Raw genomic sequence first — 26,431 nt, 5'->3', positions numbered from 1 at the left:
GAACCCGGAAGCTAAGCCCTCCAGCGCCGATGGTACTGCACTCGGGAGGGTGTGGGAGAGTAGGACACCGCCGGACAATCATTCGTTGAGGGCCACCCCCGGTTGGGGGTGGCCCTCAACGCGTTTGTCGGACGTGATCCGCGAGGCAAGCGTCCCGCGAGCCCGCACAGGGGTGCCAAGGGGCGCAGGCCAGCCCGAGGCACCCGTGACGGACACCAGAAACACGGACCGAACGACCACGGCGAGGGCCACGGCCCGCCGTCAGGAAGAAACGGCAGCGGACGGCCGCGACGGGGGATTGCCGTGCGCGGCCGGGAAAGACCCGGACGGCCGACGACCACGACGGGGGTTGGGGCCCGCCGTGCCCGGCGCGGGGATCAAGCCTGACCGCCCGGAGCCGGGCACGGCGGGCCCCAACCCCACCGCAACACGAACCGCAACAACCCCCACGACCCGCCCAGGCGACCAACAACCGGCACGGGGCGCCCCCAGGGGAGAAGCAACGACCGCCACGGCCCGCCCCGACGCGGGCACGGCGTGCGCCGGCAGCGACAGGGCCCCGGGTCGGGGGGCCGGGCGCGCGAAGCCGGCGCGGAGTCGAGCACGCCGAGCCGAACGGCACACCGTAGGGACGCCCCGAGATCCGCTGTCACCGTCAACCGGCCACAGAACCGGCTCCCGCCTGCTCAGGAGGCCCGCGAGCCCGGCCGACGCGCCGCCCACATCGGTAGCACCGGACCGGCCCTCATCGCAGGGCCAGGCTCGCCAGGGGAGTTGGCGCACGTGTGCGTACGCCGGAATGGAACTGCCCCGCCGGCGGACCCGGCGGGGCAGTGCGGTGCGGAAGCGGGACGGCGGTCAGGACGGTTCGGGACCGCAGATGAAGCGCGGTTCGGCGTCGTAGCGCCACGTGAACTTCTCCCGCTTGACGACCTTGCCGTCCTTCTTGATGACCCGGAAGGCGTCCTGGGTGAAGCCCTGGCTGCCGCTGGCGGGGATGCAGGTCGGCCCCGGCTCCAGGTAGACCGTCTTCGGCTGGGTGATGTCGCGCCGCGGGCTGTACTCCGTCTTGACGCTGTCCCAGATCTTGGTGCTCCAGATCGACACGGTGATCGAGCTGGACGTGTAGGACGTGTCGATCAGGACGCCGTACTCGGTGTTGTTGCGGAACTTGAAGTCCAGGTCCGGCCAGAAGATGGTCGACTCGATGACCGCCGGGTACCGGCTGAACCAGTACGAGTGCGGCTTGTGCTCGACGTCCTCCAGGCCGGCGTAGTACGTCGCGTTGAACAGCGTGGTGGTGAACTGCGAGGTGCCGCCGCCCACGCCGGGCACCAGCTTGCCGTTGAGGATGACCGGGGCGTCCCGGTAACCCTGCGCGTAGCCGCGCTCGCCGGTGTGCCCGTTGAGCGAGAACGTCTCGCCGGGCAGCACCACGGTGCCGTCCACGTCCTTCGCGATGGTGATGATGTTCTGGCTGCGCGGCGAGGAGAGCCCGCCGGTGAACCGCGTGGTGAAGGTGGAGACCCGCTCCTTGATGCCGAGCCCTGCCAGCTTCTCCGCGGTCAGCTCCGGCTCGGCCGGCTTCAGCTCGCCGGTCACCGTCCGGCCCTCCGCCTTGGGCAGGACGCCGAGCAGGTCCCGGCCGAGGGCCGCGCTGTCGAGCTGCTGCCCCGGCTTTCCGTCGACGACCTTCGGCTTGCCTCCGGAGATGGTCATCCGGGCGTCCTTCGGCGGCACCTCGATCGCCGCGAGGTCGTCGCCGAGCGCGGCGCGCAGCCGCTTCACGTCCACCTGCGGGGTCAGCTTGCCGGCCTTGTCGGCGGTGAACCGGAGGCTCTTCGCGATCGCCTTCGGCGGGATCTGCACCGAGCCCTTGTCGGTGGTCAGCGTGACCGGCGCGGCGACGGCCGGCTTCGCCAACTCGGCGACCAGCCGGTCCACCTCCTCGGCGGTGGTCGCCGGGTGCGTCTCGACCAGCGGCACGGTCACCGGCTGGCGGCTCAGCCAGCCCTCCCGCACCACCTGCGCGGAGCGCTCCGGGTCCAGCGCGAGGCTGGGCTTCGGGTGGACCGCCTTCGGGGTGGTGCCCTTCCAGGTGATCGCCGGCATGGTCATCTTCCGGCCCTGGTCGCCGACCACCTTGTTCAGGGCGGCGTCGAGCCGGGCGGCGTCCACGGTCACCACCGGCTGGACCTCGCGGGAGCCGACGAGCCGGTCGACCGCGTGCGCGTCGGCCTCGGCCGCGGCCGCCACGGTCGCGTCGACGTCGACCGCCAGGCCGATCTCGGCGGGGGCGATCTCGGCCGTCCGCTCGCCGACGCGTACCGACAGCGGGGCCGCCAGCTCGGCGGCGCGGCGGTCCAGCGCCGCCCGCAGCTCCCGGGCGGCGTCCGCGCGGCTCCGGCCGCCCAGCTCCGCCCCGAGCACCGTCGTGCCGCGGGGCACGTCCCCCGCGTACGCGTAGGCGCCCACCCCCGCCACGGAGGCCAGCACCGCCGTGGTGACCCCGGCGGCCAGCAGCAGGCGGATCCGGCGGGACCGGGACCCCCCGCCCGGTCGCCCGGCGGGCACGGCGGGTTCCGGCTCGTCACCGGGCCAGGTCACCGCGGTGACCTGCACGGTGGGCCGGTCGTCGGCGGGTGGGGTCTTCTCGCCGTACAGCGTCACGGTCACCTCGATCGGGACGTACCACATGGGGGGAGCGCTCGCTCCCGCCCGGAGGACACCTACGGTAACCGGCCCTCCGGCGCGGCGGCAGTCTGCGGCCCGCCCGCGCCGGCACGGCGTGTCGGGCCGGCGTGTCGGGCCGGCCGCCCGGGCGCGGGGCGCGCCGCCGGGCATGGCACGGTAGGGGCATGCGAGCGGATGAGGCGGTCCTGGCATACGGGGGCGGTTGGCTGGACCGGGCGGGGGAACTGCGCGCCGATCCGGAGCGCTTGGCCGCGCTGCTGACCGACCCGGGCAGCGTCGTCCTGCCGCTCTGGCGGGACCGCTGCCTGGTCACGGCGGACGCGCCGGTGCGGCTGACCGGAGAGCGGGCGGCCGAGGCGCTCGCCGTCGCCGACGAGACCGTCTTCCTGGGCATGGACGACGGGTCGGCCGTGTTCGCCGCCGACCTCTCCGGCCTGCCCGAGGCCGCCGCCGTCGAGGTGACGGGAGCGGGCGAGGCCGTGGACGTCCGAGCGCTGGTCGGTCGGCTCGGTCCGGCCGAGGCGGCCGCCCAGGCGTACGCGCGAGGGCTGCTGCACTGGCACCGGCAGCAGCGGTTCTGCGGTGCCTGCGGGGCGTCGACCGCCGTGCGGGGCGGGGGGCACGTCCGGTCCTGCACCCGGGCGGACTGCGGCCGGCTCCTCTTCCCCCGGATCGAACCGGCGGTCATCGTGCTGGTCGAGGCGCCGGGAGCCCCGGACCGCTGCCTGCTGGCCAGGCACGCGGGCGCGCGCGAGGGGGCGTACTCGACGCTGGCCGGCTTCGTGGAGGTGGGCGAGAGCCTGGAGGACGCCGTCCGCCGGGAGATGGCCGAGGAGGCCGGGGTGACGGTCACGGACGTGCGGTACGTGGGCTCGCAGGCGTGGCCGTTCCCGGCGGGACTGATGGTCGGCTTCCGCGCCACCGCCGCGTCCGAGGAGGTGCGGGTGGACGGCGAGGAACTGGTCGAGGCGCGCTGGTTCACCCGGGACGAGTTGCGCGAGCGGGCGGCCGAGGGACGGCTGGGCCGGGTCGACTCGATCGATCACCACCTGCTGCACGGCTGGCTGGCGGAGGGCTGACCGGTGGCTCGACCGAGGCCCCGGGGCCCGGGTCGGGGGACGCGGGGAGGCCGGCGCCGGGGCCGCGGTGTCCGTCAAGGGGCGTCGGTCGAGCGACGGCCGGGAGCAGGACCCCGGAAGGTCAGCCACGCCATGGCGGCGGCCGTCAGGACGGCGGTGGCGAGCGCACAGACGAGGACGCCCTCAACCGTGCGCGGGGCGACGAGCAGGGCCGCCCCCGCGAGGCCGGCGGTGGCGACCCAGAGCGGCGCGGCGGGCCAGCGGGCGCCCGTCGCCACCCGGTCGTTGACCAGCATGAACACCACCGCGTAGAGAGCGCCGACGGCGGCGAAGAGCGGCGCCGCACCGGCCAGGTGCAGGTAACCCGCACCGCCGGCGAGGCGGAACGCCAGGTCGCCGGCGAGCGCGGCGGCACCGACGAGGACCGCGCCGCAGGCGAGGATCAGCGCGAGGGCGGCCACCCGGGCCCGGCGGTCGCCCCGAGCGAGCCGGGGCAGCACCAGCACGGTGACCACCTGCGGCGCCCACAGCGCGCCCTTGGTGAGCACCGAACCGACGGCGTACCCACCGGAGGCGTCGCCGGGTAGCAGCTGGCGGGCGAGGATCAGGTCGGCGTACGAGATGGTGAGCATCGCCAGCGACGCGCCGCACGCCGTCATGACGTGCCGGGCGGTGAGCAGACGGTCCACCGCGGCGCCCGCGGGCGGTGGGGCCGGCGCGCCGGGTCGGCCCACGCGGGCGAGGCGGGCCAGCAGGGGCAGGACGGCCAGCCCGGTGAGCGAGGCGAGCAGCAGGCAGGCGACCGCCCCCCGGCCGAGGACCAGCCCGAGGACCAGCCCGCCGTAGCGGCCCGCCGCGAGCACGGTCATCGCGGTGGCGAGGCGCAGGAACCGCTGGTCGCCCTGGAGTTCGCCGAGCCACCGGCCGGCCAGCACGGTGGCGAAGGTGGTCGCGGCGAGCAGCAGGGTCAGCGCCACCGGGAGTCGGAGCGCCGCGCCGAGCACCGGCGCGGCCAGCACCGTCACCCCGGCGGTGAGCGCGGCGGTGCGCAGCGCGAGGGGGGCGGTGCCGGTGGCGCCCCACCGGGCTCGGTGGGCGGCGACCGCGATCTGCAGGCCGAAGCCCGGCACTGCCGCGATCGCCGCAAGCGCGAGCACGGTGGCCAACGCGCCCAGCTCGGCGGCGGCCAGCCGGCGGGCCCCGAGCACCGGCACCAGGTAGGCCAACCCGTTGGTCAGCATGGTGGCGATGGTGACGGCGGCGCCCGCCGCGCCGAAGCGGACCGCCCCGGCTTCCCTGCCCGTGGTCCGCGTCATGTCACCCCACGTCGCGCTGCTGTCCGGCGCGGGCCGTGCGCGTCGCGGCCGGCGGAGTGGTCGGGACCGCGGCCCGACCGGGGGAGACGGTACCGGGCGGCCGTGCGGCTCGTCAGCCCCGCACGCGCGACCCCTGCCCACGCGGCCGGGAAACGTCTAGTGTGCTGGCCCATGGCGTCGACGCACGTGACTTCCGCAGCGACCTCCGGCCTTGCCGCGGTGCTCCCCGAACGGTTCGTGGCAGGCACGATCCGGCGGGTCTACCCGCGGGTCGAGCCGGAGTTGGCCCGGCTGGCCGGGTTCGTCCCGCGCGGCGGCACGGCCGTGGACGTCGGCGCCTGGTACGGCCCGTGGACGGCGCGGCTGCTCCGGCGTGCCGACAGGGTGGTCGCGGTGGAGCCCACCCCGCCGCTGGCCCGGCAGTTGCGGGCGGCGTTCCCGACCGTCGAGGTGGTCGAGGCGGCCGTGTCCGACCACAGCGGCACGGCCTCGCTCTACCTACCCGAGGGCGGGGCGATCGTCGGTACCTCGTCGTTGGAGGATCCGCGGCAGGGCAGTCCGGTGGAGGTCCGCCGGGTCACGCTCGACTCCCTCGGGCTCACCGACGTGCGCTTCGTGAAGTTGGACATCGAGGGGCACGAGCTCCCGGCGTTGCGGGGCGCGGCGGAGACGATCCGCCGCGACCGGCCGGTGCTGCTGATCGAGGTCGAGGAGCGCATACAGCCGGTCGGGCCGCTCCTGCAACTGCTCGCCGGCTGGGGCTACCACGGGTACGTGCTGCCGGGGCGGGACTGGGTACCGCTGGCCGACTTCGACCTCGGCGGGCACCAGCGCGCCGCGATCGCCCGGGTCGGCCAGAGCTTCGCCCGCCGGGTGCTCTGGCCGCGCCCCCGCTACGTGAACTCGGTGCTGTTCCGCCCGGAGTGACGGCGGCGCTCCAGGCGCTCACTGGTGCGGCGTCGGGGTGCCGACGGCGACCTCGTTGGTGCAGACCGTCACGCCGTGGCTCTCGACGGTCAGCTCGACGGTGTCCCCTCCGCCGGTGAACTCGAAGAAGTACTGGTGCAGGCCCTGTTTGACGGGGAACTCCCGGACGCCGGTGCCGAGGCGGAACACGGCCGTGGTGTCGGCGGAGCTGAGGTAGCCGATCCGGACCACCCAGAACCAGTCGTCGCGGGGGGCGCTGAGCGGTATCCGTACCGTCCGCCCACCGATGATCTTGTAGCCGCAGCCCTCCTCGGGGCCGGGACGGGCGGCCGGACCGTCGACGCGTACCGGGACGATCCGTCCGCTGCTGTCGAAGACCGACGGCGCCTCCGCCTCGGTGACGAACGTCGGGCCGTCCTCCATGGCGTGGAAGAACTTCGACTGCCGGTTGTACGGCGCGGAGAGCACGGGCACCACGTCGCCGGGAACCGGCTGGTCGAAGAAGACCGTCCCGGGCGGGGCGGCGGCGAGCTCGGCCCGCGCGGTCTCCAGATAGGTCCTGCCGCTCTTGACCGCCCACTCGTCGCCGTACCGGGCGGTGGTCCACGCGGTGCCGAGGCCGCTGGCGAGCAGCGTGAGGACCAGCCCGGTGCTGACCGTCTCGCGGTGCCGGGCCAGCAGCGCCGGCGGCGGTCGGTCATCCGCGCCCGGGTCGCCGGGCTTCCGGTCCGCGGGTTCCGGTTCCGCGCCGTCGACCGGTGCGGCGGCGGGTCCGTCGGAGGGGGCCAGGCCGAGCAGGGCGACGCCGATGCAGAGCGCGGCCACCACGACCACGTCGCTGACGTACCGGGGCACGGCGCCGGCCACGTCGCTGTAGATCGAACCGAGCCGGGTCGCGGCCAGCAGCGCGGTCACCAGGGCCAGGTAGGCCCCGAGCAGCACCCACGCCCGCCCGGCGGCCCGGCGCAGTCGTACGGTCGCCACGACGAGGGTCAGGAAGACGGCCCACGCCAGCCACCGGGCCAGCTCGGGCGGAGCGGTCACCGGGGCGCCGTCACCCGCCGGCAGCCACTGCCACGGCCCGCCCAGCAGGCCCGGCACGACGGTCGAGCCGAGCAGTTGCCACAGGAACGACAGCACCTCGCCCAGCGAGTCCGGGCGGCGCAGCGAGGACTCCGAGCGGGAGAGGTAGAGCGCGGCGAACCCCAGCGAGACGGCGGTGAGGACGGCCCACGACGGCCAGTAGCGGCGGACCGTGTCCCACACCGCCCGCACAGGCGGTCCGCCGACGAAGAAGCACGCGGTGAGCAGGAAGACGAGCGGCACCACCAGCAGGGACTTCTCGAAGAAGAGCAGCCCGAACACCACCGCCAGGGCCAGGGTGAGCAGGTGCCGCCGGCGGCCGGTGCGGACGTAGCGGAACTGGGCCCCGACGGCCAGCACCATGGCGAGCTGCATCGGCAGCATGTTCACGCCGACCGCCCACCACGAGGTCGCCTCCAGCGTCAGCGGGCTGAACAGGAAGACCGCGAGCGGCACCAGCAGCGCCCAGCCGGGTCGGACCAGCGTGCGGAGCAGCCGGAAGAAGGCCACCGCGAGGACCGCCTGGCCGGCGGTCAGCAAAAGCACGTACGGCCAGTAGGCGAGGCCGACCACGTGGGTCACCAACCAGGTGACCAGCAGGGCCGCCGGCATGAAGTGGTTGTTGTAGAGCGTGAGCAGGAAGCCCGGGGTGAGGTCCGACTCCGCCGCCCGGGCGATCAGCACCCAGTCGTCGACCGCGAGATGGCCCCGGGACGCGAGCTGCGCCCGCCACGCCAGGCTGAGCAGGAGCATCGCGATGCCGACCGCCCGCACCGGGTCGGCGCGTACCCAGCCGCCGATCAGTCCGCTCTGGTCACGTTGGGCGGTCGCCTCGGGCCCCGTCGATGCCATGGCGGGAAGACTGCCACACGCTGGACCGGTGCTCCCATCAGGTCAACGGATGGTTCGAAAGCCGCGCGGCGCCCGCGTACAGTGGCCGCCACCAGCGCGGCGGTCGTCGCGCCCAGGCAGTGGTGGGGTCGAGAGGATGCGCGAACGGCTGGTGCCGCACGGCGTGGCCGCCGCCGTGACGGCAGTGGTGCTCGCCCCGCTGGCCCTGCCCGGGTACGTGCTCCGTTACGACATGGTCTTCGTGCCCCGGCAGGCGCTGAGCTGGGAGGCGATCGCCCCGGCCTCGGCGCTGCCCCGGGCCGTTCCGCAGGACGCGGTGGTGGCGCTGGCCAGCCAGGTGGTGCCCGGCTGGCTGCTGCAACGGCTGGTGCTGGCCGCGATCCTCTACCTCGCCGCGCTGGGCGCCGCCCGGCTCGTGCCCACCGATCGGGTCGCGGTCCGGGTGGTGGCCGCCGTCGGGTACGCCTGGACGCCGTACCTGGCCGAGCGGCTGCTCGTCGGGCAGTGGGGGCTGCTGGTCGCGTACGCCGCGCTGCCCTGGCTGGTGCGGGCGGCGCTCGACGTGCGGGCGGCCCGGCGGGGCGCGCTGCCCCGGCTGCTGCTCGCCGCGGCGGCGTCCGCGATCACGCCGACCGGTGGCGTGCTCGCCCTGGTCGCGGTCGCGGTGCTGCTGCCGGGGCGGTATCCGGCGGCCGCCCGGTCGGCGTCGCTGGGCGTGGGGCTGACGGTGCTGCTGAACGCGCCGTGGCTGGTGGCCGGCTTCGCCAGCGGCGACGCCGGTCGCTCCGACCCGGCCGGGGTGGCCGCGTTCGCCGCCCGCGGCGAGAACTGGGCCGGCCCGCTGGTGGCGCTGGCGGGCACCGGCGGCATCTGGAACGGGCAGACCACTCCCGCGTCGCGGGCCGTGGTGCTGGTGCCGCTGGCCACCGCGCTGCTGCTGGCCGTCGCCGGGTACGGCTTCCCGCTGCTGCGCCGGCGCTGGCCGCCGGCGGTCGCCGGCCGGTTCGGCCTGTTGGCTGCCGGCTCGTGGCTGGCGGCGGCGCTCGGTGTGCTGCCCGGCGGCGCGGACCTGCTCGGCTGGCTGGTCGCCACGGTGCCCGGCGCCGGCCTGGTGCGGGACGGTCAGAAGCTGTTGGTGCCGTACGCGCTGGCCCTGGCGGTTGCCGGCGCGCTCGGCGCGGAACGGCTCGCGGACCGCCTGGCGGCCCGTTTCGACGCGACGACCGCCGGGGTGGCGCTGGTCGGCGCGGCGCTGTTGCCGGTGGCGCTCCTGCCCGACCTGGCCTTCGGGGGCGCGGGCCGGCTCCGGCCGGTGAGCTGGCCGGCGGACTGGGCGACGGTGGCCCGGCTGACGGCCGAGCGGCCCGGGGAGGTGATCTCACTGCCGTTCCAGGAGTACCAGAGCCATCCCTGGAACCACGGTCAGGTGGTGATAGATCCGGCGCCCCGGTACCTCGCCGTGCCGGTGTTGATCGACGACACGCTGCGGGTGGGCGGGCTGGCGGTGGCCGGCGAGGACCCGCGCGCCGCGCGGGTGCGGGAGGCGCTCACCACCGGTGCGCCGCTGTCGACGACCGGCGCCCGCTGGGTGCTGGTGCAGCGGGCGGCCGGCCCGGCCCCGGCCCCGGCGGCGCTGGCCGGGCTGCGGGCCGTCCACGCGGGACCCGAGTTGGCGCTCTACGAGAACCCGGACTGGTCGCCGCCGGCCGCGCCGGCCCGGCCCGGCGCGGTGGGGCTGGCCCACGTGTTGGCCGGAACGGTGGTGGCGGGGATCGTTTTTTCGGGCGCTGCGCGGGTGCGCTACCGCGTGGTAGCGTCCCGGCACGCGAGTCCCGCGGAAGGAGAAGGTGGATGAGGAACCTGCCCGCGTTCGTCGTATCCGGGCTCAGGACCGGGCGGCCACCTGCGTCACCAGGCGGGCGAAGCGGGCGCCGGTCGACGCCCAGGTGAAGCGGGACGCGTGGACCAGTGCGGCCTCGCCCATCGCCTTGCGCCGCACGTCGTCGGCGAGCAGTTCGCGGACGACGGCGGTGAACTCCTCCTCGTCGTCGACGAGCAGGCCGGTCTCGGTGTCGACCATCGCCTCGGCGACGCCGCCGGCGTAGCGGAAGGCCACGGTCGGTGTGCTCCGGGCGGCGGCCTCCACGATGGTCAGTCCCCAGCCCTCCTTCAGCGAGGGGGTGAGCGCGATCCACGCGGAGGAGAGCGCCGCGTGCTTCTCCTCCTCGCTGATGAAACCGGTGAACCGGACGCGGCCGGCTATCCCGAGCGATTCGGACAGCTCCCGCAGCGGCTGCTCCCACCAGCCCTGGCCGGCCACCACCAGCTCCAGGTCGGGCAGCTCGCCGACCAGCTCCGCCACCGTGCGCAGCGCGATCTCCACCCGCTTGTGCGGCACCAGCCGGCCGAGCACCAGCAGCGACGGGTGCGGCGTACGCGGCAGCGGCGGCCCGGTCACCGGTGGCGTCCCGTTGGGCACCACGTCGATCCGCTCCGCGTCCACCCCGAGGTCGGTCAGCTCCGCCCGGCTCGCCTCGGACACCGTCACGTACCGGCAGCGGCGGTAGAGCCGGACCGCCAGCCACGACTCGATCCACCAGCCCAGCCGGGCCATCCAGGGGCCGAAGATCACCGGCCACTGCTCCCGGTGCACGTGGTGCACCAGCGCGAGCACCGGGCGACCCGCGTAGAGTGGGGCGAAGAACGGCACCCCGTTGCAGACGTCGACGACCAGGTCCGGCCGGCCGAGACCCCGCCGGCCCAGCGGACCGAACCCGATCCGGCCGGCCAGGCAGGTCAGGGCCGCCCGGGCGTAGACCGTCATCCGGGAGCCGCGTCGCAGGACGCGTACGCCCTCGGCCGTGGTGTCGGCCGGGCCGGCGTTGGCGTGCGCGGCGCAGAGCAGGGTGGCCCGGTGGCCCGCGGCGACGAGTTCGGCGGCGATGCGCTCGATGTAGACCTCGGAGCCGCCGCCCTCCGGGTTGGTCGTGTCGCGCCAGTTGAGGAACAGGACGTGGCGCGAGGAGGTGTCGGAGTTGTCCACGCTGCTCCTACCGGCGAGTAAGTAAGCACGATCGCGCCACACTAGGGCGACGTGGGTCACATTCGCAATGGGTCGCTCCGGCGACGGCGGTTCGACCATGACCGACCGGCCGGGGGTTTGCCGGCGACGGAAAACCTTGGCAGGGTGTGCAACGCAACCGCGTACGGTGACCGGCCCCGCCCGGCGCCGTGCGGCGCGACCTGCGGCCGGACGCCCCGGTCCGGCGACGACGAGGAGGTGACCGGGCGGTGCTGCGCGACGGTCCCGCTACGGTCCGGCGTCTCTTCCGGCGGTCGCCGGTGGTGCTGCTCAGCGCCGCGCTCGCGCTGCTGCTGGCCGGCTGGGCGACGGTGGCGTACGTGCGGTCGGACCGGGGTGTGCCGGAGTGCGTCGAGCGGGTCCGGCTGCGGGTGGCCGCGGCCCCGGTGGTCACGCCCGCCCTGGACCGGATCGTCCGGGCCAGCGTCGGCGCTCAGCCCTGCGTCTCGATCGCGGTCCAGGCCCGGGAATCCGCCGCCGTCGCCGCGGAAGTGGCCGACGGGGCGGACGTCGCCGACGCCTGGGTGCCGGAGTCCACGTTCTGGCTGCGCCGGGCCCGCGCCGCCGGCGCCTTCGAGGTGCCCGGCCAGGGCACGTCGGTGGCGAGCACGCCGGTGGTGCTCGCCGTGACCGAGCCGGTGGCGCGCCGGTTGGGCTGGCCGGCGAAGCCGCTGACCTGGCGCTCGCTGATCGGCCCGAAGGCCCGCGACGTCGGGGTGGGACTACCCGACCCGGCCGTCGACCCGGCCGGCGTCGGGGCGGTGCTCGGCGTGCGCGGACTGGCCGCCGGGGAACGGGACCCGGCCGCCTCGGTGGCGGCGGTGCTGCGCCGGCTCGCCGACCGGACGTTCGCCCCCGGGGACGGCGGGACCCTGCCGGCCGGGTCGGGCCTGCCGGGCAAGGCCGGCGCCGTGGCGACCAGCGAGCAGGCGGTGCTCGGGCACAACGCGCTGGCCGGCGACGACAAGTTGGTCGCCGCGTACCCGGAGGTCGCGGTCCCCTCGCTGGACCTGCCGTACGTGGTGCTGCCCGGCGCCGACGGCCCGGTCCGGGAGGCCGCGGCCGACTTCCTCGCCAACCTGCTCACCGTCGAGGCCCGCGACGCGCTGAGCGGGTACGGCTTTCGCACCACGGCCGGCTTCCCGCCGGCGATGCCCCGCGACGGCCGGCTGTCGGCGGAGGTACGCGAGCCGGTGCCACTGCCCGCCGAGGAGACCGTCACCGAGGCGCTGACCGGCTGGAGCGGCGTGCAGCGCAGCGCCCGCATCCTCACCGTGCTGGACATCTCCGGCTCGATGGCGGCCCGCGTGCCGGGCAGCGACGAGACCCGGCTCGGGGCCACGCTCAAGGCGGCCAGGGAGGGTTCCGGCCTGCTGCTGGACAACAGCGAGCTGGGGGTCTGGGTCTTCTCCACGAAGGTCGACGGCGACCGGGACTACCGGGAGATCCTGCCGGTCGGTCCGCTGCGCACGCAGCGGCAGCGGCTGGTCGAACGGCTGGCCGCCGTCCGGGTGAAGCCGAAGGGCGGCACCGGGCTCTACGACACGACGCTGGCCGCGTACCGGGACGCCCGGCGGCACTGGACGCCCGGCCGGATCAACCTGGTGCTGGTCATGACCGACGGGCGCAACGAGGACGAGGACAGCATCGGCCGGTCCCGGTTCCTCGCCGAGCTGGCCGAGTTGCAGGATCCGCGCCGGCCGCTGCCGATCGTCTTCATCGGGCTGGGCAGGGACATCGACGCGGACGAGCTGAGGTCGATCGCCGAGATCACCGGCGGGCAGGTGTTCCGCACCGACCAGCCCAGCGGCATCAGGCAGATCTTCTTCTCCGCGCTCGCCGATCTGAGCTGCCTGCCCCCGGAGTGCCGGCGGTGACCCTGGTGCGCCGGGTCGTCCAGCCGGCCAGGGAGGCACCGGGCACCGCCCTCTCCCTGCTGCTGCTCACCGTGATCGCCTTCGTGCAGCGGCCCGGGCAGGTCACCTTCGACACCAAGCTCGACCTCGCCGCGAACCCGGTGCACTTCATGGCCCGGGCGCTGCACCTGTGGAACCCCGAGGCCACCTCCGGCGAGCTGCAGAACCAGGCGTACGGCTACCTGTTCCCGATGGGGCCCTTCTTCGCCGGGGGGCAGTTGCTGGGCGTACCGCCCTGGATCACGCAGCGGGTGTGGACCGCGCTGCTGCTCGCCGCCGCGTTCTACGGGCTGCTGCGGCTGGCCCGGGCGCTGGGCGTCGGCACCGAGCCGACCCGGTACGCGGCCGCGCTCGGCTACGCGCTGGCCCCCCGGATCCTCACCGAGATCGGTGCGCTCTCCTCCGAGACGCTCTCCGCCGCCATGTTGCCCTGGGTCCTGCTGCCGCTGGTCCTGGTGCGCCGCATCGGGTCCCCGCGCCGGGCCGCCGCGCTCTCCGCGCTGGCCGTGCTCGGGATGGGCGGGATCAACGCGGCGGTGGTGCTGCTGGCCCTGCTGCTGCCCGGCGTCTGGCTGCTCACCCGCCGCTGGGACCGCGACCACCTGCGGCTGGTGGGCTGGTGGTGCCTCTGCGTGGTGGCGGTCAGCCTCTGGTGGATCGTGCCGTTGCTGCTGCTCGGCGAGTACAGCCTGCCGTTCCTCGACTACATCGAGTCGTCCACCACGACGACGGCGGTGGCCTCGCTCTTCCAGGCGGTCCGCGGCACCAACCAGTGGGTCGCGTACATCGTGCAGGGCGACCCGTGGTGGCCGGCGGGCTGGCTGCTGATCGACAACCCGGTGCTGATGACGCTCACCGCCGTGGTGGCGCTGGTCGGCCTGGCCGGGCTGGCCGGCAATCTGCTGCCCGAGCGCCGCTTCCTGGTGCTGGGCTTCCTCACCGGGCTGACCCTGCTCACCATGGGCTATGTCGGGAGCCTGGACAGCCCGCTCTCCGCCCAGGTGCGGGACCTGTTGGACGGCCCGCTGGCCCCGTTCCGCAACGTGCACAAGCTGGACCCGGTGCTGCGGCTGCCGCTGATGCTCGGCTTCGCGCACGGCGTCGACGCCTGGGTCACCCGGCTGCACCGGGCCACCGCCCGGCGACGCCCCGCCCTCCGGCTGCGCCCGCTGATGTTCGTGCCGGTGCTGCTGCTGGTGCTGGGCGCCGCCGCGCCGGCGTGGCTGGGCCAGTTGCGGCCCGGGCCGGGCTGGTCGGACCTGCCGTCGCACTGGCGGGCGGCGGCGACCTGGCTGGCCGAGCAGGACGCGCTGGCGCGCACCCTGGTGGTGCCCGGCTCGGGCTTCGGCCAGTACGAGTGGGGGCGGTCGGTCGACGAGCCGCTCCAGGCCCTGGCCGGTGCGCCCTGGGCGGTGCGCCATCAGATCCCGCTGGGTTCCGCCGGCAACACCCGGATGATGGACACGGTCGAGTCGGTCCTGTCCCACGGCCGGGGTTCGGCCGCGCTGGCCGACTTCCTGGCCCGGTCCGGGTTCCGGCACCTGCTGCTGCGCAACGACATCGACCGCACCCAGGTGGACGCGCCGCCGGTGGCGGTGCTGCGCCGGGCCTTGGCCGCGTCGCCGGGCATCGCGCGGGTGGCGACCTTCGGCAGCACCACCACCTTCGGCCGTACGCCGGGCAGCCCCGTCGACGATGACGCCGGTCCGCTGCCGGCGGTCGAGGTGTACGAGGTGCAGCGGCCGGTGCCGGCCGCCTCGGCGGTGCTCGCCGCCGACGTGCCCACGGTGAGCGGCGGACCGGAGTCGCTGCTGCCGCTGCTGGAGCAGGGGCTCGTGGAGCGGGACCGGCCGGTGGTGCTGGCCGGCGACCGGGCCGGCCTGCGCGACGGCGGCGACGAGGCGTGGATCGTGACCGACGGGCTGCGCCGCCGGGAGCGCGACATCGGCCGGGTCCGGGACAATCTCAGCCAGACGTTGACCGCGGCCGAGGCGGGCCGTCAGGGTCGGGTCGCTCTGGACCTGCTGCCGTTCTCCGGCAAGCGGCATCAGACGGTCGCCACCTATCAGGGCGTACGCGAGGTGACCGCCTCGACCGCCGCCAGCTTCGTGGACAACCTGGCCCCCGCGGACCCGTCACACCTGCCCTTCGCGGCGGTCGACGGCGACGACCGCACCGCCTGGCGCTCCGCGCCGTTGGCCGGGCCCGTCGGCCAGTGGCTCGAGGTGGACCTGGACACCCCGCGCCAGGTCGACCGCGTCACGCTCGCCTTCGTCGACGACCTCGGGGTGGGGTGGCCGGTGACCCGGTTCCGGCTCACCACGGACCGGGGCTCGGTGGACCACGAGGTCGCCCGGACGCTGGGAGCCCACCCGTACTACACGCTTCCGGGCTCCACCAGCCGCGTGCGGGTCACCGTGCTGGCGGTGGCCGGCGGGCGGCTCGACGGTGGCGTCGGCATCCGTGAGCTGACCATTCCGGACACCGCGCCGCGCCGGGCGTTGCGCACTCCCACCGATCTGCCGGCCGGCTTCGCCGGCCCGGTCGCCTGGTCGTTCAGCCGGGGATCGGCCGATCGCCCCGCCTGCTTCCCGGTCGCCGCCACCGGCTCCGGCTCGGACGCTGTGCCGTCGGGCGGTTCGGGCGCCCGGCCCGCGGGGACGGTGATCCGGTGCGACCGGTTCCTGGCCCGGGTGGGCGAGGAGCCGCTCGGGGTGGATCGGCTGTTCCAGAGCGCGAGGCCGGGGACGTATCGGCTAAGCCTCACCGCCGTGCCCCGGCCGGGCGGCCGGCTGACGCTCTCCGGGGTGCCGGTGACGGCGGCCGCCTCGTCGCATCTGGCCGGCGACCCGGCCGTCGCCGGGTACGCGGCGATCGACGGCGACCCGGGGACGGCCTGGCTCGCCGACACCGGTGACCTGCGCCCCACCCTGCGGCTGAGCTGGTCGGGGCCGCGACGGATCGCCGAGCTGCGGCTGCGCCCCGCGGAGCTGCCGGTCGGCTCGCTGCCGGAATCGGTCGAGGTGCGCACCCGGGGCGTCAGCAGGGTGCTGCCGGTCGGGGCCGACGGCGTGGTCCGGTTCCCGGCGGTGCGTACGGACCAGATCGAGATCGTCGTGCGGGAGTCCGCCGAGCGGGTGGCCGACCGGCGGGGGAACGGCTGGAGCGCGACGCCCGGCATCGCCGAGGTGCGGATTCCCGGGCTGGACGACCTGCTCCGCCCGATCCCCGGCACGACGCGGGTCGCGGAGCGGTGCGGCTCGGGGCCGGCCGTCGAGCTGGACGGGTTCCGCTACGACACCGCCGTCACCGGCACCCTCGCCGACGTGCTGGCCGGCCGGCCGTTGCCGGTCACCGTCTGCGGCGACATCGGCGCGGTGGTGGACCTGACCGCCGGCGGTCACCGCCTGGCGACGTCGCCGTCGGCCGGTTTCGTCGTGCAGGACGCCTCCCTGCGTACGGAGGCCGCGGCCGTCGCGCCCCGGCACCGCGAGGTCACCGTGCTCGACTGGGGACCGACCGACCGGCGGGTGCGGGTGGCCGCCGGTGGTGAGGCGCTGCTGGTGGTGCCAGAGAACGCCAACGCCGGCTGGACGGCGACCGCGGACGGCCGGCCCCTGACCGCCACCCGGGTCGACGGGTGGCAGCAGGCATGGGTGCTGCCCGCCGGCGCGGGCGGGGAGGTTCACCTGGCGTTCGCGCCGGACCGGACGTACCGGGGCGGGCTGGCGGCCGGGGCGGTGACCGCGCTCGGGGTGCTGCTGCTGGCGGTGCTGCCGCTGCGGCGACGCGTGGTCGCCGGCACCGGGGCGACCCGGCCCGACGGGGTCCCGGCCGAGGGCCCCGCCTGGGTCGCCGGCGTCCTGCTGGTGGTGTTGCTCGCCGCCCTGGGCGGGGTGCTGCCGCTCGCCATCGTGCTGGCCGCGATGTTGCTGCGACAGTTCGCCCGCCGGGCGCTTCCGGTGGTGGTCTTCGGCGCGCTCACCGCCGCCACGGTGACGGCGGTGAGCGGGCGGTTGCAGGACCACGGCCAGGAGTGGGCGTACGGACCGTGGGCGCAGGGCGCGATGCTCGTCGCCGTCGCGGCGGTCGTCGCCGCGGTGCTCCCGGTCCCCGGCGGCCCGCCGCCCGCCGCGGTTCCCGGCGCGCCGGCCGGCGCCGCCGGTACGCCGGACGTGGCGTCCGAGGCGGAGCCGGTGGTGCCCCGCGCGCGGACCGGCGCGACGGATGCGGATGATGTGGCGCCGGACACGGGCGACGGTACGCCGACCGGGGCCACGGATCGCGACGACGACGGGACGGTGGCGCGATGAGCGCAGCAAACGAGGAGAGCGGTGGGCGGGCGGCCCGCCGCAGGTTCGCCACGCTGGGTCGGTCGGTGGCCCTGTTCCGGGCCTTCCTGGTCGAGCAGACCGACCCGGACCACTTCTACGGGCTGCTTGCCGACGACTCCGTCCGCCAGGTGTCGGGCTACACGCCGCTCGCCGGACGGACCGTGCTGGACGTCGGCGGCGGTCCGGGCTACTTCGCGGCGGCCTTCCGCGCCGCCGGCGCGCACTACGTCGGGCTCGACCCCGACGTGGGCGACTTCTCCGCTGCCGGGGAGTCGGTCGCCGGCATGCTGCGGGGCAGCGGCACCGCACTGCCGGTTCGCACCGGCGGCGTGGACGTGACGTTCTCGTCCAACGTGCTGGAGCACGTGTCGGAGCCGGCCCGGATGCTCGACGAGATGGTCCGGGTGACCCGCCCGGGCGGCGTGCTCTTCGTGTCCTTCACGCCGTGGTTCTCGCCGTGGGGCGGGCACGAGACCGCGCCCTGGCACTACCTCGGCGGCGACCGGGCGCGGCGGCGCTACCAGCGCCGGAACGGCCGCCCCCCGAAGAACCGGTTCCGGGAGACGCTCTTTCCGACCTCGATCGCCGAGACGCTGCGCTGGGCCAGGGGCAACGGCGACGTCGAGGTGTTGGACGCCCTGCCGCGTTACCACCCGTGGTGGGGCCGGTGGGTCGTCCGGCTCCCCGGCGTCCGGGAGGTCGCGGCCTGGAACTTCCTGCTGGTCCTGCGCCGCGTGGGGGCGCAACCGAGCGGCGCGGCGCAAAAAACAGAGCTGACCGGGGGTCGCGGTGCTATGTGACCAAGTAGTAACCTCGCGGCCATCTCTCATCGACAGCGGCGAAAATTAGCTCCTCCGGGGAGGAAAAACATGAAGCACCGCGCCATAGGTGCCGTGCTGTTTGGCGGCGGCGTACTGCTCCTGGCGCTGGCCGCCGGGCTCGTGCTCGTGGTCAAGCCCGCGTTGGCCAAGCTGCCGTACGATCTGGAGGCGTCGACCTCGGTCGCCGAGGCGAGGGGTGCGACCTTCCTCCAGATCACCAGCGGCAACATCGCGATCAACCGCGCCGACCTGAAGTCGACCGTCCGCGTCTCGCCTGACGCGAAGACGACCGGCAATCTCTCCGGCGACCTCGACGGCAAGGCCGTCGTCTGGCAGGTCGGGCAGACCGTGGAGCGGACCGACACCAAGGAGCTGGTCAGCGCCTACGGTGCCGGGCTGGCGCTCGACCGGGTCTCCGGCGCCGCGCTCGAATGGAACGACCAGTACCTCGACGACACCGGCACGCGGGAGAAGGTGCAGTTCTCCGGCCAGATGTACAAGTTCCCGTTCGGGGCGGAGAAGAAGACCTACCAGATCTTCGACCGTGACCTGCGGGACGTCCGGCCCGCGGAGTTCAAGGGCACCGAGGACATCAAGGGCATCGAGTCCTACCGCTACGAGCAGGTGATCACCGACGAGCAGCTGAACCTGGCGGAGGACCGGGTGAAGCTCCTGCTCGGCGCACTGGCGCCGGGTGCGACCACCGGCAAGGTCGTCTACAGCAACACCCGGACCGTCTGGATCGACCCGGTGACCGGCTCGTTCCTGAAGGTGCGCGAGGTGCAGCGCAAGACCCTGGTGCCGGACATCGGGGCGCCGGCCACGCTGCTGGACGCGGACTTCTCGTACAACGAGGAGACCGTCGCCGCCTCCGTGAAGCGGGCCGAGGACAGCCGGCAGAAGCTGACCATCCTCGGGGTGTACGCCCCGATCGGGGTTGCGCTGCTGGGCCTGTTGCTCGTCGTGGCCGGCCTGCTGGTGACCCGGCGGGGCGCTGCCGCGTCGGCGGTGGAGGCGCGACACCGGGCGGACGCGGACCCGACGCCGACTCGGGTGGACCAGCCGGCGGTACGCGACGACACCGCCGAGCAGCCGACCGTCGCCGGTCGCCCGGGCGGGCCGCTGAGCGACGAGATTCCGCCGGCGTCGACGAACTGGCGGGGCGACGATCCGTCGGTGCCGGGCCAGCGCCCGGCGCCCGGTGAGGTGGAGCGGCGCTGATCGCCGCTGATCGTGATCGCGAAGGGGTGGACCGGCCGGTCCACCCCTTCCCCGTCTCCGGCGCCGTGATCGGCGTTCGTTATGAAATCGTAATCCATCGATGTCTCTGTACTCAGGGTGATCGGTATTGGCGTGAATCGACCCCTTTGCGGGCTTGGCCGGGCCGTCATCGATGCCTCTTCGCCTACCGTCCGTCACGCCTCCGCGTCGTCCGGCTCGGCAGGTGTTACCGGCGGGTAATCGGGGCCTTGTGACCTGCGTCGCACGGGTGCACCATCGTCGGCACATTCGTTACCCGCCGGTAACAGATGACGAGGCCCAGGTGCGGGGCCCTCCCGTCCGCCGACCGGCCGTCCGCGCGACACCCCCGAGGAGGAACTCGTGCAGGATCGGTTCGACAACCCGGGTCGTACCCGGTGGCGGCGCTTCGCCGCGATGCTGGTGCCCGCGACGGCCGTCGCCGGCGCGATCGTCTTCGGCATGGCCAACGGCGCCATCGCCGCCTCGTTCGCCGTCTCGGGCCAGACGTTCAAGGTCTCCGCGTCCGAGCTGCGCGGCGACGGCTTCGTGCAGTACGGCGGGATCGCCGAGGAATCCGACGGCAGGAAACACCCGGTGGCCGTCTCCGGCATCCGCAACGCCAAGCTCTACGACCTCTGCCAGTCCGTCAAGGTTCCCGGCGCGCCGGTCGTGCTGACCATCAACGCCGGCGGCGGGGGCGAGCCCGCCACCGCCAGCGGCCTCATGATCGACATGGACTCGCTCCAGGGCGACGCCACGTTCAAGGACATCAACATCGGGCAGGACGCCTCGACCCTCACCGGCGGCCCGGCGGGCGCGAGGGGCGACGTGAAGGCGTTCGGGCAGCAGGCCGACACGGTGGTCATCAGGGATCTGCGGCAGGTGGCCCGGTCCACCCACGCCGGCACGTTCAACCTGACCGGGCTGACCATGCAGGTCAACGTCGGCGCGGACGCCGAGGAATGCTTCTGACCTGACGGCGGGCCCGTGCGGCGCAGGCTGCCCGGACCCCTGTCCCTGCCCACCCCCCAGCTTCGGCAGGAGGCGTACGTGACGACCGCCGACCCGCAACCCGACCGGCGCGGCCGGCTGCGCGAGGCGTGGCACGGATTTCGCCGCTGGCGGCGGGCGCGACCGTTCTGGGGCGGCCTGCTGACCGCGCTGGCCGGCCTGGAGATCTTCGGTACCACCCAGATGTCGCTGGGCGGCCTGACCCTCCAGATGGGCCCGACTGGTTTCCTCTCCTGGCTGATCCCCACCATCCTCGTCGCCTGCGGACTGCTGATGTGGTCCAGTCCGCAGCAGCGGATCTTCTACGCGGTCGTCGCCTCGGTGACCGCGCTGTTCTCCCTGATCGGGGTCAACCTGGGTGGCTTCCTGGTGGGGCTGCTGCTCGGCATGGTCGGCAGTGCGCTCGGCTTCGCCTGGATGCCGGACGCCCGGCCGGCGGTCCCGTCCGAACCGGACGGCGAACGACCGCCGTCGACGGGGAACGCCGGTGACCCGCAGGCGGCCGACGAGGGCGTCGACGCGCGGGCGATACCCGTCGAGGCGCCGGCGGGCGGTGACGAGCCGGCCACGGTGCCGACGGCGGCGTACGACGGCGGGACCGGGGCGGCGCAGCCGGCCGGGCCGGAGTCCGCGCCGCGGGCGCCCGGGCCGCACGACCCCCGGCTGTACGCGGTGCTCCCGGCGCTGCTCGGCCTCTGCGCCGCCGTGGCCCTCGTCGCGCCGAAGGCCACGCCGGTGCACGCCGCCCCGCCGCCGGCCCCCGCCTGCTCGACGCGGCCGGCGCCCACCGGCACGCCGAGCACGACGACGACCCCGGCCGCCCCCAGGCCGTCCCCCTCGACGGTCGGCGGGGACTCGGGCGGCAACGTCATCACCGACATCCTGGAGGGCATCGGGGATCTCCTGGGCGGCGGACGGCACGGCGACGAGAAGGCGAGCCCGACGCCCGCGGTTACCCCGAGCGCCCGTCCCCCGGCCACCGGCCGGCCCACCCGTGGCCCGGCCTGCGGCCCCGACCGACCGAAGCCGAGCCGTCCCGCGACGGTGGAAGAGGGCAGGCCACTGCCCCGGATCGCCGCCGAACCGGGGCAACCCCTGGTGTCGGCGGTGCCGTCGAAGCTCACCGGATCGAAGGTGACCATGACCGGGCTGCGGTTCGAGGGCATCGTCGACCTGCCCACCGCCGACGGCACCCTCAGGGCGCTGAAGTTCGGCATGGACCAGGCGGTCACGGACGACTTCCTGCTCCGTACGCCCGGCCCGGCGGGCCGGACGATGCGCTTCGCCACGGACCGGCTGACGGTACGCGGGGACGTCGCCTTCTACGCCACCCGGTTCGTCGGGCGGCTGCTCGGCATCAAGATCACGCTGACCCCGGACCTGCCGCTCCCCGACGGGCTCCCGATCACCTCACCGATTCCGATCACCTTCACCGATCCGGCTATGGACCTGGCCTTCGTCAGCAGCGACACGCTGACCGCCCGGCCGACGCTGAAGCTGACCCTCGACTGACCTCACTCCGCGACGAGACCAGGTGCGGGGCCGGTGTCCCTCCGGCCCCGCACCGTCAACCTCAGAGGCGGCCGAGCGCCTTGCGCAGCGGGTCGAGCCCGAGCGAGCCCAGGTCGAGCGCCTGGCGGTGGAACTCCTTGAGGTCGAAGTCGGCGCCCTTGCGGGCCTTCGCCTCGTCGCGGGCCTGGAGCCAGATCCGCTCGCCCACCTTGTAGGAGGGGGCCTGCCCCGGCCAGCCGAGGTAGCGGTTCAGCTCGAAGCGCAGGTTCTCGTCCGGCACCCGGCAGTGCGCCCGCATGAACTCCCAGCCCAGCTCCGGCGTCCAGCGCTCGCCGGGGTGGAAGCCGAACGGGTTGTCCTTCGGGATCTCCAGCTCCAGGTGCATGCCGATGTCGACGATCACCCGGGCGGCTCGGAACGCCTGCCCGTCCAGCATGCCGAGCTTGTCGCCGGGGTCGTCCAGGTAGCCCAGCTCGTCCATCAGCCGCTCCGAGTAGAGCGCCCAGCCCTCGCCGTGCCCGGAGACCCAGCAGAGCAGCCGCTGCCAGCGGTTGAGCAACTCGGCCCGGACGGCGGTCTGGGCGACCTGGAGGTGGTGACCCGGCACGCCCTCGTGGTAGACGGTGGTCACCTCCCGCCAGGTGGAGAAGTCGGTGACGCCCTGCGGCACCGCCCACCACATCCGCCCCGGGCGGGAGAAGTCCTCGCTCGGGCCGGTGTAGTAGATCGCGCCGTCGCTGGTCGGGGCGAGGCAGCACTCGATCCGGCGGACCTGCTCCGGGATGTCGAAGTGGGTGCCGTGCAGGTCGCTGATGGCCTTGTCGGCGAGCGCCTGCATCCAGTCCCGGAAGGCCTCCTTGCCCTGGATCGTGCGGGCCGGGTCGGCGTCCAGCGCCGCGACCGCCTCGTCGATGGTCGCGCCGGGACCGACGATCCGGGCGGCCACCGCCCGCATGTCGGCCTCCAGCCGCGCCAGCTCCTCGAAGCCCCAGGCGTACGTCTCGTCGAGGTCGACCCTGGCGCCGAGGAAGTACTGCGAGGCCAGCTCGTAGCGTTCGCGGCCGGCGGCCTGCTTCTCCCGGCCGAGGGGGGCCAGCTCGGTGCGGAGGAACTGCCCGAACTCGGCGGTCGCCGCGGTCGCCGCCGCCGCGCCCCGGCGCAGTTCCGCCCCGAGGGTGCCGTCGGCGCCCAGCCGCTCGACCAGCCCGTGGAAGAAGTTGTCGCCGTCCGGGTCGGTCCAGATGTCGCACTGCTTGGCCACCTCGACCAGCTGCACCCGGGAGCTGACGTGCCCGGCGGCGGCCGCCTCGCGCAGCGTCGCCTTGTAGCCCTCCAGCGCGCCCGCGAACCCGTTGAGCCGGGCGGCGATGTTGGCCCTGGCGTCGTCGCCCTCGGTCGGCATCAGGTCGAACACCATGCGGACCTCGTGCAGACCGCTGGCGATCACGTTGACTTCGCTGGTCGTCTCGCCCGCCTCGTAGCGGGCGAGGTCGAGGCCGAGCCGCTCCTGCATGGCCTCCTTGGCGGTCCGCTCCGGCTCGGATTCCGGCTCGGTCACGTCCAGGTCGGCCAGGGTGCGTCGGATCAGGTCGGCCCGGGCCGCGTACCCGTCGGGTGACAGGTCGTCGAGCTGGCCGTCGTAGCCGGCGATGCCGACGTAGGTGGCGCCGGTCGGGCTCAGCGGCGCCCAGTCGGCCACGTACCGGTTCGCGAGGTCATCGATTCGTCCCACGCTGCGACCCTACGCGAAGCGACCGCCGCGTTGTCGAGCGTGTTCGCGGTGTTCAGGGGGCGGAGGCGCGGGTCGGTCCGGATCGGGGACAGGGGGCCGGCCCGGCCCCGGCCGAGAGGCCCGGCGCCGGCGCCCCGGCCCGTGCTCCCGACCGGTAGGACGATCGCTGTGGCGGTCGACACGACGTCCGGAAGTCGCGAGACATTGTCGTACGTCTCCGGCAGAGTGTCAGGAGTGACGGCGGACTTCACTCCTGACCGGGCGGCGCTGCGGAGCTGGCTGCCCGGGTTCATCGCACTCGCCGCGATCTGGGGCTCCAGCTTCCTGTTCATCAAGGTCGGCGTCGAGGAGCTGCACCCGCTGCACCTGACCCTCTACCGCGTCGGCGCCGGCGCGGTGACGCTGCTGGTGGTGCTCGCCGTGCTCCGGGACCGGCTGCCCACCGAGCCGCGGGTCTGGGCGCACCTGGGCGTGGTCGCGGCGTTCGGCGTCGCCGTGCCGTTCACCCTCTTCGGTTACGGCGAGCAGCGGGTGGAGTCGATGCTCGCCGGCATCTGGAACGCGACCACCCCGCTCATCGTGCTGCCGCTGGCGGTGCTGGTGTTCCGCACCGAGCGGCTGACCGTACGCCGGGCGGTCGGGTTGGGGTTGGGCTTCGTCGGCGTGCTGGTGGTGCTCGGCGTCTGGCAGGGCGTGGGCGGGGCGCACTTCGTCGGGCAGCTCATGTGCTTCGGCGCGGCGGCCTGCTACGGCGTCGCCATCCCCTACCAGAAGAAGTTCGTCGCCGGCAGCGCGCACTCGGGGCTCTCGCTCTCGGCGGCACAGCTGCTGATGGCGGTGGCCCAGCTCGCGGTCGTCGCCCCGTTCGTCGCCGGGGCGCCCCCGGTGCCGACCGGCCTCTCGCCCGAGGTGATCGCCAGCGTCCTGGCGCTGGGCGCGCTCGGCACCGGTCTCGCCTTCGTCATCAACATGCGCAACATCCGGGTCGCCGGGGCGAGCACCGCCTCCACCGTGACCTACCTGATCCCGGTCTTCGCGGTGCTGATCGGCGCCCTCGCCCTCGGCGAGCGGCTCACCTGGCACCAACCGGTCGGCGCCCTGATCGTGCTGGTGGGCGTCGCCGTCTCGCAGGGTCTGATCGGCCGGCGCCGGTCCCTGCCGGCCGGCGTCGCCGCGCCGGCCGCGCCGGCCGCCGTGCCCGCCACCCGCCCCTGAGCGGTCGCCGTGCGGCGGCCGGTGGTTGACGGCACAGCCCGCGGAGTGCGCCCGCGCGCCCGGTCGAGCAGCCGGCCGCCGACGGCTCAGCCCGCGGCGTGCCCGCGTGCCCAGTCGACCAGCCGGTCGGCGTCCCACGTGTTGACCACCCGGTCGGCGGGGACCCCGCACAGGGCGGCGCGCTCGCAGCCGAAGCGCTGCCAGTCGAGCTGACCGGGGGCGTGCGCGTCGGTGTTGATGGCGAAGTGGCAGCCGGCCTCCAGCGCCCGGCGGATCAGCCGCTTCGGGGGATCCTGCCGCTCCGGGCGTGAGTTGATCTCGACGGCCACGCCCCGCTCGGCGCACGCGGCGAAGACGGCGTCCGCGTCGAAGTCGCTCTCCGCCCGGGTACGCGGCCGGTGCGCCCGGTCGCCCGGCCCCTTCACCCCGGCCGGCCGGGACGACACCATCCGCCCCGTGCAGTGACCGAGGATGTCCAGGTGCGGGTTCGCGATCGCGGCCAGCATCCGCCGGGTCATCTTCGCCCGGTCGTCGTTCAGGCCGCTGTGCACCGAGCCGACCACCACGTCGAGGCGGGCCAGCAACTTCTCGTCCTGGTCCAGCGAACCGTCGGCGAGGATGTCCACCTCGATGCCGGTGAGGATCCGGAAGCCCTCCGGCAGCGCCTCGTTGACCATCGCCACGTGGTCGAGCTGGCGGCGTAGCCGGTCCGCGGTCAGGCCCCGGGCCACCTTCAGCCGGGGCGAGTGGTCGGTCAGCACCACGTACTCGTGGCCCAGCTCCACCGCGGCGAGCGCCATCTCCTCAATGGGCGAGCCGCCGTCGGACCAGTCGGAGTGGGTGTGGCAGTCGCCGCGCAGCGCGGTCCGCAGGGCGGTCGCCTCGGCGTCCAGGTCGGTGCCCTCGGTGGCGACCAGCCGGCGCAGGTAGACCGGCTCCTCGCCGGCGAGCGACTCGGCGACGCAGCGGGCGGTGACGTCGCCGACCCCGGACAGCTCGGTGAGCTTGCCGGTGCGGGCCCGCTCGGCCACCTCTCCAGCCGGCAGCGCGGCGAGGGCCGTGGCCGCCGACCGGAACGCGCGGACCCGGTAGGTCGCCTCGTTCGCCCGCTCCAGGAGGAAGGCGATCCGGCGGAGATCGGCGATCGGGTCGCGGGCGCTCATTCCAAGGAAAATACGCCTCCGCGCTGCCGGTCGCAGGGACGACCGGCGGCGCGGGACGCGGGGATCAGGCGTACGGCAGCGTGACGACGGACCTGTCGCCGATGCCGAGGGTGCTCGGGTTGTTCCCGATCGCCGACCAGACCTCCACCCGCACCGTGCCGTTCGCCAGGTTGCCGAGGGCGCCGGTGGCGGAGTGCAGGCCGCTCTGCTGGGTGTAGTGCTCGTACCCGGGCACCGGGTCGGTGGCGAAGTAGCGGTACGTCTCCACCCGTTCCCACCCGCCGTTGCCGGTCAGGTCGTAGGAGATCCGCACCTGGACCCCGTTGCCGACGGCCGTGCCGGCGTCGAGGAACAGGTCGAACGTGGCCTGCCCGCCGGCGTACGCCAGGTCGAGGCCGGTCGCCGTGAACACCTGCGCGTTGGTCGGGGTGCCGTCGCGGTTCACGCCGCCG

Annotated in this window: 16 protein-coding genes, 1 rRNA gene and 1 pseudogene; 11 read left to right on the top strand and 7 right to left on the bottom strand. The window is 74.6% G+C overall.

Annotated elements, in window-relative coordinates; translation table 11 throughout:
* Positions 1–76: ribosomal RNA gene (rrf, locus tag ACSNOB_RS24370) — 5S ribosomal RNA — on the top strand; the annotation flags it as partial.
* 782 nt (positions 77–858) lie between these two features.
* On the opposite strand, the gene ACSNOB_RS24365 is transcribed toward rrf, so the two are convergent.
* Positions 859–2,676, bottom strand: a complete 1,818-nt coding sequence (locus ACSNOB_RS24365; RefSeq protein ID WP_436688747.1) for a VanW family protein — start codon at positions 2,674–2,676, stop codon at positions 859–861.
* Between the two features lie 182 nt (positions 2,677–2,858).
* On the opposite strand from ACSNOB_RS24365, the gene nudC reads away from it, so the two are divergent.
* Positions 2,859–3,773, top strand: a complete 915-nt coding sequence (gene nudC / locus ACSNOB_RS24360) for an NAD(+) diphosphatase (protein WP_436688746.1) — start codon at positions 2,859–2,861, stop codon at positions 3,771–3,773.
* A gap of 74 nt (positions 3,774–3,847) precedes the next feature.
* On the opposite strand, the gene ACSNOB_RS24355 is transcribed toward nudC, so the two are convergent.
* On the bottom strand, positions 3,848–5,089 hold the full coding sequence (locus ACSNOB_RS24355) for a polysaccharide biosynthesis protein (protein ID WP_436688745.1): 1,242 nt from the start codon (positions 5,087–5,089) through the stop codon (positions 3,848–3,850).
* Between the two features lie 186 nt (positions 5,090–5,275).
* Between ACSNOB_RS24355 and ACSNOB_RS24350 the strand changes: the two genes are divergently transcribed.
* Positions 5,276–6,016, top strand: coding sequence for an FkbM family methyltransferase (locus ACSNOB_RS24350; RefSeq protein ID WP_436688744.1), 741 nt, complete (start codon positions 5,276–5,278; stop codon positions 6,014–6,016).
* A gap of 18 nt (positions 6,017–6,034) precedes the next feature.
* Here the strand turns inward: ACSNOB_RS24350 and ACSNOB_RS24345 are convergent, their stop codons facing one another.
* On the bottom strand, positions 6,035–7,951 hold the full coding sequence (locus tag ACSNOB_RS24345; protein WP_436688743.1) for a hypothetical protein: 1,917 nt from the start codon (positions 7,949–7,951) through the stop codon (positions 6,035–6,037).
* 136 nt (positions 7,952–8,087) lie between these two features.
* On the opposite strand from ACSNOB_RS24345, the gene ACSNOB_RS24340 reads away from it, so the two are divergent.
* Positions 8,088–9,806 carry a hypothetical protein gene (locus tag ACSNOB_RS24340; RefSeq protein WP_436688742.1) on the top strand — a complete coding sequence of 573 codons (1,719 nt, stop codon included), beginning with the start codon at positions 8,088–8,090 and terminating at the stop codon, positions 9,804–9,806.
* Between the two features lie 30 nt (positions 9,807–9,836).
* Here the strand turns inward: ACSNOB_RS24340 and ACSNOB_RS24335 are convergent, their stop codons facing one another.
* The gene (locus tag ACSNOB_RS24335; RefSeq protein WP_436688741.1) at positions 9,837–10,994 is read right to left on the bottom strand and encodes a glycosyltransferase family 4 protein; all 1,158 of its coding nucleotides are present in this window, start codon (positions 10,992–10,994) and stop codon (positions 9,837–9,839) included.
* 248 nt (positions 10,995–11,242) lie between these two features.
* On the opposite strand from ACSNOB_RS24335, the gene ACSNOB_RS24330 reads away from it, so the two are divergent.
* The 6 genes from ACSNOB_RS24330 to ACSNOB_RS24305 all read left to right on the top strand — a co-directional run bounded on the left by ACSNOB_RS24330 (position 11,243) and on the right by ACSNOB_RS24305 (position 21,869).
* Positions 11,243–12,910, top strand: a complete 1,668-nt coding sequence (locus ACSNOB_RS24330; RefSeq protein WP_436688740.1) for a substrate-binding and VWA domain-containing protein — start codon at positions 11,243–11,245, stop codon at positions 12,908–12,910.
* Complete coding sequence (locus ACSNOB_RS24325; protein WP_436688739.1) at positions 12,907–17,262, top strand: alpha-(1->3)-arabinofuranosyltransferase domain-containing protein; 4,356 nt, start codon at positions 12,907–12,909, stop codon at positions 17,260–17,262. Before ACSNOB_RS24330 ends, ACSNOB_RS24325 begins: the two co-directional genes overlap by 4 nt.
* Positions 17,259–18,083 carry a class I SAM-dependent methyltransferase gene (locus tag ACSNOB_RS24320; RefSeq protein ID WP_436688738.1) on the top strand — a complete coding sequence of 275 codons (825 nt, stop codon included), beginning with the start codon at positions 17,259–17,261 and terminating at the stop codon, positions 18,081–18,083. The genes ACSNOB_RS24325 and ACSNOB_RS24320 overlap by 4 nt, the downstream gene beginning before the upstream one ends.
* 69 nt (positions 18,084–18,152) lie before the next feature.
* On the top strand, positions 18,153–19,325 hold the full coding sequence (locus ACSNOB_RS24315) for a DUF3068 domain-containing protein (protein WP_436688737.1): 1,173 nt from the start codon (positions 18,153–18,155) through the stop codon (positions 19,323–19,325).
* Between the two features lie 381 nt (positions 19,326–19,706).
* Complete coding sequence (locus ACSNOB_RS24310) at positions 19,707–20,318, top strand: DUF6230 family protein (RefSeq protein WP_436688736.1); 612 nt, start codon at positions 19,707–19,709, stop codon at positions 20,316–20,318.
* Between the two features lie 78 nt (positions 20,319–20,396).
* Positions 20,397–21,869, top strand: coding sequence for a DUF6114 domain-containing protein (locus ACSNOB_RS24305; protein ID WP_436688735.1), 1,473 nt, complete (start codon positions 20,397–20,399; stop codon positions 21,867–21,869).
* Between the two features lie 61 nt (positions 21,870–21,930).
* On the opposite strand, the gene ACSNOB_RS24300 is transcribed toward ACSNOB_RS24305, so the two are convergent.
* On the bottom strand, positions 21,931–23,601 hold the full coding sequence (locus tag ACSNOB_RS24300) for a DUF885 domain-containing protein (RefSeq protein WP_436688734.1): 1,671 nt from the start codon (positions 23,599–23,601) through the stop codon (positions 21,931–21,933).
* 234 nt (positions 23,602–23,835) lie between these two features.
* Between ACSNOB_RS24300 and ACSNOB_RS24295 the strand changes: the two genes are divergently transcribed.
* Positions 23,836–24,816, top strand: coding sequence for a DMT family transporter (locus ACSNOB_RS24295; RefSeq protein WP_436688733.1), 981 nt, complete (start codon positions 23,836–23,838; stop codon positions 24,814–24,816).
* 86 nt (positions 24,817–24,902) lie between these two features.
* On the opposite strand, the gene ACSNOB_RS24290 is transcribed toward ACSNOB_RS24295, so the two are convergent.
* Both ACSNOB_RS24290 and ACSNOB_RS24285 read right to left on the bottom strand, forming a co-directional pair.
* Entirely contained in the window at positions 24,903–25,979 is a 1,077-nt protein-coding gene (locus tag ACSNOB_RS24290; RefSeq protein ID WP_436688732.1) for a PHP domain-containing protein, read from the bottom strand.
* 64 nt (positions 25,980–26,043) lie between these two features.
* Positions 26,044–26,431 (bottom strand): annotated as a pseudogene (locus ACSNOB_RS24285) (glycosyl hydrolase); the annotation flags it as partial.

The sequence above is a fragment of the Micromonospora sp. URMC 106 genome (genome assembly GCF_051386395.1).
Taxonomy (GTDB): Bacteria; Actinomycetota; Actinomycetes; order Mycobacteriales; family Micromonosporaceae; genus Micromonospora.
This window is presented reverse-complemented; position numbering and strand designations above follow the sequence as displayed.